The sequence below is a fragment of the Mycobacterium sp. NGS18 genome (assembly GCF_059813185.1).
In genome coordinates this window covers 40,362-52,991 of sequence record NZ_JCALEC010000006.1, presented here as the reverse complement: position 1 = coordinate 52,991, position 12,630 = coordinate 40,362, and the positions used below count along the sequence as shown (strand labels likewise).

Here is a 12,630-nt window from a genome sequence, read left to right as displayed (position 1 = left end):
ATCACACCCTATGGTGCTGACGTGGATGAACACACCGTGACGTTGGAGCGTGCGCTGGCCGAGACCCGCACCGGCGACCTCTGGCTGTTCCGCGGCCGCTCCGGTCCCGACCGCGCCATCCAGACCCTGTCCAACGCCCCGGTGAACCACGTCGGGATGACGGTGGCCCTCGACGACCTGCCGCCGCTGATCTGGCATGCGGAACTCGGGGACAAGCTGCTCGACTTCTGGACCGGCACCAACCACCGCGGGGTGCAGCTCAACGATGCCCGGGCCGCCGTCGAACAGTGGACGGGCCGCTACGAGCAGCGGTGCTGGTTCCGTCAGCTCGACGGAACCATCACTCGCAAGCAGGAAGACCGGCTGCTGCAGGCGATCGCCCGGATGGACGGCACGGCGTTTCCCACCACGGCGCGGCTCACCGGCCGGTGGCTGCGCGGCCGGCTGCCGACACTGGGCGACTGGACCCGCGGCATTCCTGTCCTGGAACGCAAAGCGCGCGAGATCAGCCAGCGCCGCAAGGCGCGCAACAGCAAAGTGGCGCTGCAAACCGCCTACTGCGCCGAGACGGTGGCCATCACCTACGAGGAGATGGGCCTGCTGTCGACCGACAAGAACGCGAACTGGTTCGACCCCGGGTCGTTCTGGAGTGGCGACATCCTGCCGCTGACCCCCGGCTATCACCTGGGCCGCGAGATCGTCGTCGTCGGGTCTTGATCAGCAGCCTGTGCTCGCCCGCAGCGTGCGGCAGGCCTGCTGCATGCGTACCGGCGACAGCCGGATGATCCGCCGTCGAAAGGCGTTGCGCGGCAACGTGTGAATGTTATCGAAATTGACGACGCAGTCGCTGGGCACCCCGTCGTCCGCGGTGGTCAATTCCAACTCCGACACCAGCCCCCTGCGGGTGCGGGTCAGTGCCGCAACCACCACCGAGCCGATCCGCTCAGCGACTGGATCCCTGGTGAGAACGAGCACCGGCCGGTCACCACCGGGGGCGGCCGCGAACCACAACTCACCGTGTCGCATCGGCCCAGTCCGCCCAGTCCTCCGCCGGCCCCCAATCGGCGACCTCGGCAAAGGCGCTCTCGTCGTCGGTGACGGGTTGCTCGTCGTACGCCTGCACGTCGCGATCGGCCGCCAGTGAGGCCAAGTGGCGCCGCAGTGCGTCACGGAGGAGTTCAGAGCGATCGATGTCCAGTCGCCGAGCCCACTGCTCGGCCTCCGCCACATCGGCGTCGTCCGCCCGGAAACTGATCATCGTCATACAACGATCCTAGGTCGTATTACGGACACCGTCACTTCACTCGCGGACGGCCTGTCAGTCGATCGTCAGCTCCCCCATCAGCGACCAGTCCGTCGCGTCGAGCTGCTGGCTGATGATCTTCGGGGTCGACACCAGCGCCTGTGGCATCTCGGCCATCGCCCGGGCGAAGTGCTCGCTGTTGACGTGCACACTGCCGGCCGCGCCGTCGCGAAACGCTTCGACCAGCACGTACACCTCGGGGTTGTCCAGGCTGCGTGACCACTCGAACCACAGGTTGCCCTCTTCGGCGCGGGTGGCCTCGGTGAAGTCCGCGACCAGCTGCGGCCAGCGCTCGGCCCACTCGGGTTTGGTCTCGAATTTCACCACGATGAAGATCACCATTGCTCCTGCCGACCGGCGATTAGTCAACGGCGAGCGTAACAACGCTGCGCCCAGACCTCACCGATCCAGACCAGTGTCCCGATGACCGGAAAGACGGCGCCGAGCACACAGACCGCGCCCCAGCCCCACGCCCCGTAGACGACGGCCGAGGCCACGCTGCCCAACGAACCGGCGGCGAAGTAGCCGGTCATGTAGGCCGTGTTGAGCCGGCTGCGCGCCGCGGGCCGCAGCGGATAGAACACGCTCTGGTTGCTGATGTGCGTGCCCTGGATCCCCAGGTCCAGCAGCGCCACCCCGATCGCGAGCAGCGCGACCCGGCTCTGGCCGGTCCACAGCAGCAGGAAGCTCAGCGCGGTCACGGCGATGAAAACCCCGGTCTGCCAACGGGCATAGCCCCGGTCGGCCAGCGTGCCGGCGAATTTCGCGGCCAGCGCCCCGGCCACACCGAACAGGGTGAACAGCCCGATCTGCCCGTCGGACCAGTGGTAGATCCCGCCGGCGAGCATGAACCCGATGCTGGTCCAAAACACCCCGAAAGAGGCGTAGGTGAGCATCCCGTAGGCCATCCGCAGCCGCAGCACCGGCTCCTCGCGGATGATCGCGACGACCGAGCCGAGCAATCGGCGATAGCTCATCTGCACGGCGGGCGGATGCACCGGCAGCGTGCGCACCAGCGCCGAGGCGACCAGCATCAGCGCGGCCGCGACGACGAACACTGCTCGCCACCCGGCCACGGCGGCGATCAAGCCGGCCACCACTCGCGACAGCAGGATGCCCAGCAGCAGTCCGGTCATCACGCTGCCGATGACCTGGCCGCGTTCGTCGTCGCGGGCCAGCGTGGCCGCGAATGGCACCAGCACCTGACCCACCACCGAACCCAGCCCGACCAGGATGGCGGCGACGGCCAGCACCGGCCAGCTGGGCGCAAACGCCATCCCGAGCAGACAGACGCACGTGCCGACCAGCATCCAGCTGAGCAAGCGGCGTCGCTCCAGCAAATCACCGAGCGGCACCAGCAGCGCCAGGCCGATCGCGTAGCCGACCTGACTGGCGGTGACGATCAGCCCGACGCTGGTGGTCGAGGCGTGGAAGTGCCCGGCGATCGTGTCGACCAGCGGTTGCGCGTAATAGCTGTTGGCCACCACCAGCCCGGAGATCAGGGCCATGACCAGCACCAGACGACGGTCCAGTCGTGCCGGTGCGGAGGCGGTGGTGGTGGTCATCTGCCCATGGTTACCCCCGACCACTCTGATGTAAAACAAGATAATTGGGTCGATCTCATTGCTATCCTCGATATATGGAGGTCCGGCAGTTGCAGCACTTCGTGGCCGTCGCCGAATCCGGGCACTTCACCCACGCCGCCGAGGCACTCAACATCTCCCAGTCGGGACTGAGCGCATCCATCCAGGCTCTGGAAAAGAGCCTCTCCACGCCGGTGTTCGAGCGCACCACCCGCTCCGTGCTGCTCACCGCGGCCGGGCGTGCGCTGCTCGGGCCCGCCCGGCGCGTCCTGCGCGAGGTGGCCGCGGCCGAGTCCGCCGTCGCGTCGATCCGCGATGCCGAGTCGGGTCAGCTGGCACTCGGGGTAGTGCAGACGTTCACCGCCGTCGATCTGCCGGCCACCATCGCGCGGCTGCACGCCCGGCACCGCGGCATTCAGGTGCTGCTGCGGGAGGCGCCCACCTTAGATCTGCTGGGCGCCGTCGACGACGGCGAACTGGACCTGGCGTTCGTGGCCCTCGATGCCGCGCCGCTGCCGTCGGGGCTCACCGCGTTGTATAACTACCCCGAGACGCTGGTGCTGGTGGTCGGCGCCGGACACGCGCTGGCTCAGCGAACCACGGTGCGGATCGCGGAGCTGGCCGAGCAGTCTTTCGTGGAGTTCGCGGCCGGGCTCGGTTTGCAGACGGTGGTCGCCGCGTTGTTCCGCGACGCGGGTGTGCGGCGGCGGATCGCGTTTCGCACCAGCCAGATGGACCAGGCGCTGAGTCTGGTCGAGCACGGCCTCGGGGTCGCGGTGGTGCCCGAGCCGGTCGCCCGCCGCAGCGGGCTGCACATCGTGGGGCTGCGCCCGATCAGCGGCGCGAAGCCGCCCACCCGCCGGCTGGCGCTGGTCGGTCGCACCGCGGTGCCGACCAATCCGGCCGCTCGGGCGTTTCTGGATCTGCTGCCCGCCTAGCGCTGAACCTCGAGACTGCTTCGCACTGGCGTGACATTGGTGGTGAGATCCAGCACCGGGCAATGGGATTCGACGACCCGATGCAGTTCGGCGTAGCGCTCGTCGGTTTCCGGGCCGGTCACGGTGATGACGACCCGCACCTCGCTGAAGCCGGGACGCACCGAGTCGTCGAGGCCGAAGAAGCCGCGCACGTCGAGGTCGCCCTCGGCCTGGCCGGTGATCTCGTCGACGGTGATGCCCAGCTTTTCCGCCCAGTACCGCCAGGTGACGATCTGGCACGACAGCAGCGATCCCAGGTAGTACTCGACGGGGTTCGGGGCGGTGTTCTCACCGCCGAGCGTCGGCGGTTCGTCGACCTCGACGCGGTAGCGCCCCATGGTGATCGTGCTGGCCACCGCGTCGTGGGCGACCGCGGAGGCCCGGAACACGACCTGGGAGCCGGCCGGGTCGGCGGCGGACGGATCGCTGGTGGCGGCGACAACGGCGGCCAGGCGGGTGGTCGATGAGGTCATGCCGGTCAGGGTAATGGGCGGCCCCCTGCCAAGGATTGGCCCATGCCCATGTCACGGGCTAGCCTGAGCGATGTGGAGGTACTACGGCACGTAATAGTTCTGCTGCACATCGTCGGCTTCGCGGTGACCTTCGGGGCGCTGGCCGCCGAGGCCGCGGCGCGGCGCTTCCAGCTCACCCCGGTGATGGACTACGGCGTGGTGCTGTCGTTGGTGACCGGCCTGGCGCTGGCCGCGCCCTGGCCCGCCGACGTGGTACTGAACTACCCCAAGATCGGGACCAAGCTGATGCTGCTGATCGCCCTGGGTGCCGTGCTCGGGATCGGCCGGGCCCGGCAACGCCGATCCGGCGAGGCGGCTCCGCGGGTGCTGTTCTATGCCGCGGGCGCGCTGATCCTGACCGCTGCGGGGCTCGCCGTCATCTGGTAGCGGGCCGGTAGGGCATCGATGCACGAGGTCATCGAGGTCATCGACAAGGGCCGGAACACGGCCGTGCACGAGGTTCCGCTGCTGTTCATTCACGGCGGCTGCCACGCGGCGTGGTGCTGGGATGTGCATTTCCTCGATCACTTTGCCGCACATGGCTTCCGGGCCGTCGCGATGAGCTGGCGTGGCCACGGCGGCAGCTCCCTGTCGAAGCCGCTGGCACGGTGTACCATGGGTGATTACCTCGACGACGTCAGCACGGTGGCCGACGAGCTGGGCGGAGCGCCGGTGTTGATCGGGCACTCCGCCGGCGGCTTTCTGGTGCAGAAGTATCTTGAACGGCGCCATGCTCCGGCCGCGGTGTTGATGGGTCGACACCGCCACGGGGCATTCGCGGGTATCGATGCGGATCTGGCGGCGCAATCCCTGGGTCGCGATGCGCGCCAACACGATCGGCTTGTCCCACGAGATCTTCAACACCCCGCGGTTGGCACGTGAGCATCTCTTCGGTCCGCACACCCCGGACGACATCGTCGAATCATGCGCGGCCCGCGTGGAGCCGGACAGCATGCGCGCCGTCTTCCTGGATCAGATATTCAATCTGCCTGATACAAAACGGGTTACGACGCCGCTACTGGTGCTGGGCGCCGAGGACGACGGGATGATCAGCAACGACGAAGTCCATGCCACCGCACGCGCGTATGGCACGGAGGCGCAGCTGTTCCCGCGGATGGGACACAACACGATGGTCGAGCCGGGCTGGCGTGACGTGGCCGAGCGGATCCGGCAGTGGCTCAGCAGTTGACTGTCGTCCGCATCATGGACCTCCCGTACACATCAACTGCCCCGGCTGGCCGTCGGCCACACGATCACGGCAACCCAAGAAAGTCGCGAAGCCAACTGTCGACCTCGCGCATCGTCGCTGCACCAACGATGCCCACAACGTCGAATAGTCGTTCACGCGTGACTGTCCGCGGTTGTTCTGTCATGGCGAAAGTCGGCTCGCCCAATGCCAGATCCGGCCCCTGGAGAAGTACGTGATTGGGCCAACCACGGTCTTTCGTCGTCGCAGGGACGATGATCGCCAGGGTGTCAGCCTGTTCGAGGTACAGATCGCTGGCGACCACGAGCGCTGGCCGACGGCCAGCCTGCTCGCGGCCGCGGACGGGATCAAGTTCCGCCCAAACGACCATCCCCCGCCGCAGCTCGCTCGTCATGTCATCCGTCGTTTAGCGCGACGTCCCACTCCCGGAACTCATCCCAGTAGGCACGATCCGCCCCGCGGAATGCCCGCCCGAATGCCTCCATGCGCCGGCGTCGTTCGTAGCCATCGACCAACCCTTCGATGAAACCGGCCGCCGTCACGCCCCGTTCTTGGGCTTCCCGGTTGATCCGGTCACGCAACTCGGCCGGCACCTTGATCGTTGTGGCCATGTAATGAGTATACCGGTCAGTATTCCTGCTGTTCAGCACATCAAAGCCCGAATTTCTGCCGGGCCTGGTCGGTGACCGGCGTGAACAGGTTGACGAGGTTGCCGTCCGGGTCCCGAAAGAGCAACGCGCGGTTGCCCCAGGGCGTGGTCGTCGGCTCGGTCACGACCTCGGACACGTGCCCGCGGAGGCGCTCGAATTCGACGTCCACGTCGTCGACGATGAACTCAAGGATCGCGCTGCGATTGGCGCCCGGCTCGGCGGATCCGGCCCCGAACAGCGGGACCGTTTTGTCGCTGCCGATGGCTAGCGTGCCGAGCGGTGTCGGGATCTCGGCGAAGAGTTCATTGCCCCAGATCGCGGCGAAACCGGTGACCAGCTCGTAGAAGCCGACCAGTCGCTGGACGTCGGCGGTGATGATGCGAGTCGAGACGAACTTCATGCCGCGCACGCTAGCCGCCACCTCCGACACGCGGACCGGGCTCAACCCCGCCTCGGCCGCCGGCAACACTTACCCGCGCAAAATTCGCCGGGATTCTGCCATCGCACGCCTGACTTCGGCGTTCTCCCGCCTGGCAGCGGCATCCCGGCGCTCTGCCTGATCCGCGACCCGTTGCAGACGCTCGCGCTCACGCTGCGCAGCGGTGCCTTCACGGTCGTCCGCACGCGCCTCCCGGTCGTCCGCCGACCGCTCACGCACGTCAGCAACTCGGTCGCGCTCATCGGCGACGCGCTCTCGTTCGTCAGCGATCCGCTCGCGCCTGGAGAGTTCAGCCGCGCTACGCGTGAGGGCATCCTCGCGCTGACCCAACTCAAGGGCGCGACTGTCGGGTTCGCCTGGCACGCCGGCGCGGCCCGCTGCGACCATCACTCCACATTAACGCGGTTGCCCGCCCGCGGCTTGGAGAAAACCGCCCGGCTCCAAGAAGAGGTCGCTCGAATCGAAGACGACACGATCGCGCAACCGCACGCTGACCGAACTGAAGCGCAGAGAAGCCCGAGAAAACTCGCCGCCCTACACCGATCAATAACGGCACATTTCCCTTTCGCGGAATCTAGCCAGTAGCTGGAGGCCCTGAGAACCCGGCGGCCTGCCGAATCAGGCCGACCAGAGTCCGCACCAGTGCTACGACGCCGTCGTAGTGGTCGCGCCAGTCCACACTGCTGACCCCGAGGTAGTCCTGCCCGGCAAGCTGTAGAAGAACCTGATCCCGGCCCGCTAGCCTCGGCGCCACCCGCTGGGCTGCAACATCTTTGGCGACGATCGCCTGGGTTTCGATCGTGAGCAGAATACGAGCCAGGGTCAGCAGGATGAAGGCCTCCTCACCCACCGGGTCGTTCATGAGTTCGGGCAGCAGGGCCAGCTGGGCGCCGCGGAGGAGCTCGGGTGGCACCGGAGCAATCAGATCCTCGAGTGCCGCGCCGCGCAACACTCGATGGGCGCTCAGAGCGGTGGCCAGGAGCACGACCACATCGGGATCGGACACCGCGGGAGGCACGTGGCCGTCGAGGATCTCGGCCCGCAGCCATTCGCCGAATTGGAAGTCGCGGCGCGGCGTCTGGGGCAGCGGATCCAGATCGTCGACGACCAGGCTGGTCACTTCCAGTGGACGACGATCGGCGACCTCGGGGAATTGAGCGGCATGACCACGCCACCCCGAGACGCTCAGTAGCAGAGACGCCAGCGAAGCCCGCTCGGACCCGGTGAGCGACTTGCGCGAGAGAACGAGTAGATCGACGTCGCTGGACGGACGTAGGCCGACGACTGCCGCCGAGCCATAGAGATACGCCCCGACCAGCCCTCCCGGGCGGTGGTCGTCCAGATAGCTCAGCACCGGCGTAAGCAGTGCCTCCATGTGCAGCAACGGATATGGCCGTCCCGCGTCGTCAAGCTCGCTGCGGCCGGTGACGACGAAACCGCGTCGGGTGTAGAACCCGGCCGCCTGCTCGTTCTGCTCATTGACATCGGCGTACCGGATTCCCTGCTCTGCGATCGCGTGATCGAGCAGCGCGCTGCCGACTCCACGGCCGCGGTCGTCGGCGTCGACGAACAACATCTCGAGGCGCTCCCCCGCGGTGCCCGCGAAGCCCACCGGCTCACCGTCGACCTCCGCGACCGTGAGGCGGACGCCGGGAAAGTAGTTATCCGCTAGCTGACGCTCAATGGCCACGCGGTCCGGTTCTGCCAGAAAGTGGTGAGTCGCCACGACGGCACTTCGCCAGATCTCCACCAGCCGTGGGTACTCCGCTGGTCCGACGCAGCCGCGAATCCGCACCGTAGGCATCGTCATAGTCAGCTATCGACCCGTCCTTGCCCGAGAATGAACTGACGCAGGAGGACTCGCGGAATTTTCCAGCATGGCTTCAGTCTCGCGGAATATCGCGCCCGGTAGCCTGATGCGGTGGATCCGGTGCTCGACGAAGGTCCGTTCTATCACGGAACAAAGGCCAAACTAGGCGTCGGAGACCTGCTCACCGCAGGCTTCCGTTCCAACTACCGGCCGGAAATCGTCATGAACCACATCTATTTCACCGCCTTGCGCGACGGTGCCGGGCTGGCCGCCGAGCTCGCGGCCGGTGCCGGCACACCGCGGGTGTATCTCGTCGAACCGACCGGGGAGTTCGAGAACGATCCGAACGTCACCGATAAGAAGTTCCCCGGCAACCCGACCCGCTCCTACCGCAGCAGTGAGCCGCTGCGGGTCATCGAAAAAGTCGACGACTGGACGAGGCTGTCTCCCGAGGCGCTCCAGGAGTGGCACGACCGCTTGGCCTCGCTGCGGGCGGAGGACCGCAACGAGATCATCAACTGATCCGGTCGTCGCGAACAAGTCCGCCAACCAGCTTCTGGAAAAGGGCTGCGCTCCCAGCTGCCACAGCCCGATACGGGCCGATGGCGCGCTCGACGGATAGCCGCACACTGTTGATCAGCCCATTCATGCGGCGACGCCGGGCGCGGAGTTTCAGCATGTAGTGGCCTGCGATGCACAACGCTCCCACCACCACCAAAATCCACAGCAGCGCCGCCACCAGGTAGATCAGCTCAACCACCGCCATGACAACGAGCCTCCCCTGCCGCCATCGCGGTCAGATCACCGGCAAGACACAATGTCGGCGCGCATTACGCGAGCGGCATCATGGCTGGAGCCATCTATTCGTCCGGGCTCAGCCGGAGAGCGCCCGTCTTCTGAGCGACCTTTCTAGCGCTGGTTGTTTTCCCCGCTACACGTTGAACCGGAACTCCACCACGTCCCCGTCAGCCATCACGTAGTCCTTGCCCTCCATGCGCACCTTGCCGGCGGCCTTGGCGGCGGCCATCGATCCGGCCTCGACCAGGTCGCCGTAGGAGACCACTTCGGCCTTGATGAAGCCCTTCTCGAAGTCGGTGTGGATCACCCCGGCCGCCTTCGGCGCGGTGTCGCCCTGCTGAATCGTCCAGGCCCTCGCCTCCTTCGGCCCGGCGGTCAGGTAGGTCTGCAACTTCAGGGTGTGAAATCCGGCCCGCGCCAAGGCATCCAGGCCGCGTTCGGTCTGCCCGATCGACTCCAGCAGCTCCATCGCCGACTCGTCGTCCAGCTCGGCGAGCTCGGCTTCGATCTTGGCGTCGAGGAAGACCGCGTCGGCCGGGGCCACCAGCTCGCGCAGCGCCGCCACCCGCACGGCATCGGTGAGTACCGCCTCGTCGGCGTTGAACACGTATAGGAACGGCTTGGTGGTCAGCAGGTTCAACTCGCGCAGCCGGGCGGCGTCGACCCCGGCGGCGAACAGCGTCTTGCCGCTATCGAGCACCGCACTGGCGGCCACCGCCGCCTCGAGCATCGGCTTGCGGTCCTTGTTGTTGCGGGCTTCTTTCTCCAGCCGCGGTACCGCCTTCTCCAGGGTCTGCATGTCGGCCAGGATCAGCTCGGTCGCGATCACCTCGATGTCGGACTCGGGATCCACCTTGCCGTCGACGTGCACCACGTCGTCGTCAGAGAACACCCGCACCACCTGACAGATGGCGTCACACTCGCGGATGTTGGCCAGGAACTTGTTGCCCAGCCCGGCCCCCTCCGAAGCCCCCTTGACGATGCCGGCGATGTCGACGAACGTCACCGGGGCTGGCAGGATCCGCTCGGAACCGAAGATCTCGGCCAGCTTGCCCAGCCGGGGATCGGGCAGCGGCACCACGCCCTCGTTCGGCTCGATCGTCGCAAACGGGTAGTTGGCGGCCAACACATCGTTGCGGGTCAGCGCATTGAACAGGGTCGACTTACCGACGTTGGGCAACCCCACGATTCCCAGGCTCAGGCTCACAGGGAGCCAAGTCTAAAGCGTGACGGTCGGCACGTCGCCCGGGCGATCTGGCAAGGCCTTGCGGATTCGGGCGACCCCAGCCGGTACCGTCAATGTGTGGCAGCGCAGCGGGACAAGTCGGCGGTGGCGGCTGACCACCGTTCGATTCTGCCCAACGCGGCCGGTTTTCCGTGGTGGGGCGCTGTGGCGGTGGCCATGGTCGCGACCGCCATCGGCGTCGCCTTCGACGCGGGCTCCGGCGAGAAGGAACTGAGCACCGTCTTCTCCGCCCTGTATGTGATGGGCTGCCTCGCGGCGGTGCTGATGGTGCAGCAATCGGCGGTGTTCACCGCGGTCATCCAGCCTCCGCTGATCCTGTTCTGCACCGTGCCGGCCGCCTACTGGCTGTTTCACGGCGCGGGTTTCCCCGGACTCAAGGCCATCGTCATCAACTGCGGATATCCGCTGATCGAGCGGTTCCCGCTGATGCTGTTCACGGCGGCTGCCGTGCTGTTGATCGGGATGGTCCGCTGGTATTTGGGCATGCTCGGCGGCGCGGCGACCCCCGCAGACGACGACACCGGCACGAGCCGGCGGCCCGCGCTACTCAACAAGCTCGCCAGCATGCTCACTGCGGCGCTCAACCGCAGTCCTGCCCACGCCATCGAGCCGCCGGCCTCGCGGAGCCCGCGCGAACGGCGCCCCGGCGAGCGTCCCCGGCGGGCGACTCCGGAGGCTCGTCGCGCCGCCCGCAAGGCCACCTCGAACCGCTCAGCCCCTCGCTCCGGCGAGCGTCGGCGCGGGGCCAACGGGTCCAGCCCGACGCGCTCACGGCACGTCCGGCCGCCCATGGACGACGTAGGGATCACGGAGCGCCCGCGGCGGCGCCCGGCACCCGATCTGCGCGACGAGCCGCTGCCCCGGCGGCGACGCCCGGCGCCGCAGTGGCAGGACGAGCCGCCGCGCCGACGCGGCGAACCGGCACCGAGGACCGATCCCCGCGCCCGCGGTTATCGGCCCACTGAACCGCCGGAATCGCTACCGCGGCGTCGTCCCGCGGCCGGTCGCGGCAACGGCACGGGCACCAGTCACCACCCGGTTTCGCGGGTGCGCTATCGCAATAGTGCCGGCGACGAGCCCGGCCGCTAACGCCGGTCGGGCCGGATCTCCCGGGGCAGCGCGAACACCAGCGTCTCGTTGGCGGTCGCCACCGGGTACACCGTGCCGTAGCCGTGCTCGGCCAACCGCTCCAGCACGCCGCGGACCAGGATCTCCGGCACCGATGCGCCCGAGGTGACGCCGATGGTCTGCACCTGGCCGCCGGCGGGGTCAAGCCACGCCGGGTCGATGTCCTCGGCGTAGTCGACCAGATGGGCGGCGTCGGCACCGGCGTCCAGCGCCACCTCGACCAAGCGGTTGGAGTTCGACGAGTTCTTCGACCCGACGACGATCACCAGCTCGCATTCGGGAGCCATCGCCTTGACCGCGGTCTGCCGGTTCTGCGTGGCGTAGCAGATGTCGTCGCTGGGCGGATCCTGCAGGCTCGGGAAGCGCTCGCGCAGCTTGACCACCGTTTGCATCGTCTCATCGACGCTGAGCGTGGTCTGCGACAGCCACACCACCTTGTTCTCGTCGCGCACGGTCACCGCGGCCACAGCCTCTAAGCCGTCGACGAGCTGCACGTCGTCAGGCGCCTCGCCGATGATCCCGATGACCTCCTCGTGGCCGGCGTGGCCGATCAGCAGGATGTCGTAGCCGTCCCGGGCGAACCGTTTGGCCTCGTTGTGCACCTTCGACACCAGCGGACACGTCGCGTCGATGACCCGCAGGCCGCGATCGGCAGCCAGGTCATGCACGCTCGGGGCCACCCCGTGCGCGGAGAACACCACCATCGCGCCTTCGGGCACCTCGTCGGCCTCGTGCACGAACACCACACCCTTGTTGGTCAGGGTCTCCACCACATGCTTGTTGTGCACGATCTCGTGCCGGACGTAGACCGGGGCGCCGTGCTTCTCCAGCGCCCGCTCCACGGTCTCAACGGCCCGGTCGACGCCGGCGCAGTACCCGCGGGGCTCGGCCAGCAGCACGCGCTTGCCGGCGGGGGCAGCGGCGACCGGCGCCCCTGCACTGTCGAAGGTCTCCATATCGAGGGTCGGCATGGCACC

At 67.6% G+C, this 12,630-nt stretch carries 18 protein-coding genes and 1 pseudogene; 7 read left to right on the top strand and 12 right to left on the bottom strand.

The window, feature by feature from the left end:
• Positions 1-21: 21 nt before the first annotated feature.
• A complete protein-coding gene (locus AC5Y31_RS13310; protein ID WP_499980866.1) occupies positions 22-717 on the top strand; it encodes a guanylate cyclase in 696 nt (231 codons plus the stop codon).
• Here AC5Y31_RS13310 and AC5Y31_RS13305 read toward each other — a convergent pair whose 3' ends face one another.
• Genes AC5Y31_RS13305 through AC5Y31_RS13290 form a run of 4 tightly spaced genes read right to left on the bottom strand, consistent with a single transcriptional unit; the run spans position 718 to position 2,868 of the window.
• Positions 718-1,026 carry a type II toxin-antitoxin system PemK/MazF family toxin gene (locus AC5Y31_RS13305; protein WP_065026078.1) on the bottom strand — a complete coding sequence of 103 codons (309 nt, stop codon included), beginning with the start codon at positions 1,024-1,026 and terminating at the stop codon, positions 718-720.
• Positions 1,013-1,258, bottom strand: a complete 246-nt coding sequence (locus AC5Y31_RS13300; RefSeq protein ID WP_109470856.1) for a ribbon-helix-helix protein, CopG family — start codon at positions 1,256-1,258, stop codon at positions 1,013-1,015. Before AC5Y31_RS13300 ends, AC5Y31_RS13305 begins: the two co-directional genes overlap by 14 nt.
• Before the next feature lie 60 nt (positions 1,259-1,318).
• Positions 1,319-1,642, bottom strand: coding sequence for a putative quinol monooxygenase (locus tag AC5Y31_RS13295; protein ID WP_499981069.1), 324 nt, complete (start codon positions 1,640-1,642; stop codon positions 1,319-1,321).
• Between the two features lie 26 nt (positions 1,643-1,668).
• Positions 1,669-2,868 (bottom strand): MFS transporter, encoded by a 1,200-nt coding sequence (locus tag AC5Y31_RS13290; RefSeq protein ID WP_499980864.1) that lies wholly within the window; start codon positions 2,866-2,868, stop codon positions 1,669-1,671.
• 74 nt (positions 2,869-2,942) lie between these two features.
• Between AC5Y31_RS13290 and AC5Y31_RS13285 the strand changes: the two genes are divergently transcribed.
• A complete protein-coding gene (locus AC5Y31_RS13285; RefSeq protein ID WP_499980863.1) occupies positions 2,943-3,824 on the top strand; it encodes a LysR family transcriptional regulator in 882 nt (293 codons plus the stop codon).
• On the opposite strand, the gene AC5Y31_RS13280 is transcribed toward AC5Y31_RS13285, so the two are convergent.
• Positions 3,821-4,336 (bottom strand): OsmC family protein, encoded by a 516-nt coding sequence (locus AC5Y31_RS13280; RefSeq protein ID WP_499980862.1) that lies wholly within the window; start codon positions 4,334-4,336, stop codon positions 3,821-3,823. The genes AC5Y31_RS13285 and AC5Y31_RS13280 overlap by 4 nt on opposite strands.
• Before the next feature lie 72 nt (positions 4,337-4,408).
• On the opposite strand from AC5Y31_RS13280, the gene AC5Y31_RS13275 reads away from it, so the two are divergent.
• Positions 4,409-4,762, top strand: coding sequence for a Fe-S protein (locus AC5Y31_RS13275; protein ID WP_499981067.1), 354 nt, complete (start codon positions 4,409-4,411; stop codon positions 4,760-4,762).
• 18 nt (positions 4,763-4,780) lie between these two features.
• Positions 4,781-5,564: pseudogene (locus AC5Y31_RS13270) on the top strand (alpha/beta hydrolase).
• A gap of 64 nt (positions 5,565-5,628) precedes the next feature.
• Here the strand turns inward: AC5Y31_RS13270 and AC5Y31_RS13265 are convergent.
• From AC5Y31_RS13265 to AC5Y31_RS13255, 3 genes are read right to left on the bottom strand one after another with little or no spacing between them, the layout of a single operon-like run.
• Positions 5,629-5,976 carry a type II toxin-antitoxin system PemK/MazF family toxin gene (locus AC5Y31_RS13265; RefSeq protein WP_499980858.1) on the bottom strand — a complete coding sequence of 116 codons (348 nt, stop codon included), beginning with the start codon at positions 5,974-5,976 and terminating at the stop codon, positions 5,629-5,631.
• 1 nt (position 5,977) lies between these two features.
• On the bottom strand, positions 5,978-6,193 hold the full coding sequence (locus AC5Y31_RS13260; RefSeq protein WP_499980856.1) for a toxin-antitoxin system protein: 216 nt from the start codon (positions 6,191-6,193) through the stop codon (positions 5,978-5,980).
• A 40-nt stretch (positions 6,194-6,233) separates the two neighbouring features.
• Positions 6,234-6,632, bottom strand: a complete 399-nt coding sequence (locus AC5Y31_RS13255) for a VOC family protein (protein WP_499981065.1) — start codon at positions 6,630-6,632, stop codon at positions 6,234-6,236.
• 171 nt (positions 6,633-6,803) lie between these two features.
• On the opposite strand from AC5Y31_RS13255, the gene AC5Y31_RS13250 reads away from it, so the two are divergent.
• On the top strand, positions 6,804-7,256 hold the full coding sequence (locus AC5Y31_RS13250; RefSeq protein WP_499980854.1) for a hypothetical protein: 453 nt from the start codon (positions 6,804-6,806) through the stop codon (positions 7,254-7,256).
• Here AC5Y31_RS13250 and AC5Y31_RS13245 read toward each other — a convergent pair.
• On the bottom strand, positions 7,246-8,475 hold the full coding sequence (locus AC5Y31_RS13245; protein WP_499981064.1) for an acetyltransferase: 1,230 nt from the start codon (positions 8,473-8,475) through the stop codon (positions 7,246-7,248). The genes AC5Y31_RS13250 and AC5Y31_RS13245 overlap by 11 nt on opposite strands.
• A gap of 117 nt (positions 8,476-8,592) precedes the next feature.
• On the opposite strand from AC5Y31_RS13245, the gene arr reads away from it, so the two are divergent.
• Positions 8,593-9,003 (top strand): NAD(+)--rifampin ADP-ribosyltransferase, encoded by a 411-nt coding sequence (gene arr / locus AC5Y31_RS13240; RefSeq protein WP_499980852.1) that lies wholly within the window; start codon positions 8,593-8,595, stop codon positions 9,001-9,003.
• Here arr and AC5Y31_RS13235 read toward each other — a convergent pair.
• Complete coding sequence (locus AC5Y31_RS13235; protein WP_499980850.1) at positions 8,996-9,247, bottom strand: hypothetical protein; 252 nt, start codon at positions 9,245-9,247, stop codon at positions 8,996-8,998. The genes arr and AC5Y31_RS13235 overlap by 8 nt on opposite strands.
• A gap of 165 nt (positions 9,248-9,412) precedes the next feature.
• On the bottom strand, positions 9,413-10,486 hold the full coding sequence (gene ychF / locus AC5Y31_RS13230) for a redox-regulated ATPase YchF (RefSeq protein ID WP_499980848.1): 1,074 nt from the start codon (positions 10,484-10,486) through the stop codon (positions 9,413-9,415).
• A 96-nt stretch (positions 10,487-10,582) separates the two neighbouring features.
• Here ychF and AC5Y31_RS13225 point away from each other — a divergent pair, with 96 nt between their 5' ends.
• Entirely contained in the window at positions 10,583-11,614 is a 1,032-nt protein-coding gene (locus AC5Y31_RS13225) for a DUF6542 domain-containing protein (protein ID WP_499980847.1), read from the top strand.
• Here AC5Y31_RS13225 and AC5Y31_RS13220 read toward each other — a convergent pair.
• Positions 11,611-12,624: a 4-hydroxy-3-methylbut-2-enyl diphosphate reductase gene (locus AC5Y31_RS13220; protein WP_499980846.1), complete on the bottom strand. Its 1,014-nt coding sequence runs from the start codon at positions 12,622-12,624 to the stop codon at positions 11,611-11,613. The two genes, AC5Y31_RS13225 and AC5Y31_RS13220, sit on opposite strands and share 4 nt — an antisense overlap.
• Positions 12,625-12,630: the final 6 nt, after the last annotated feature.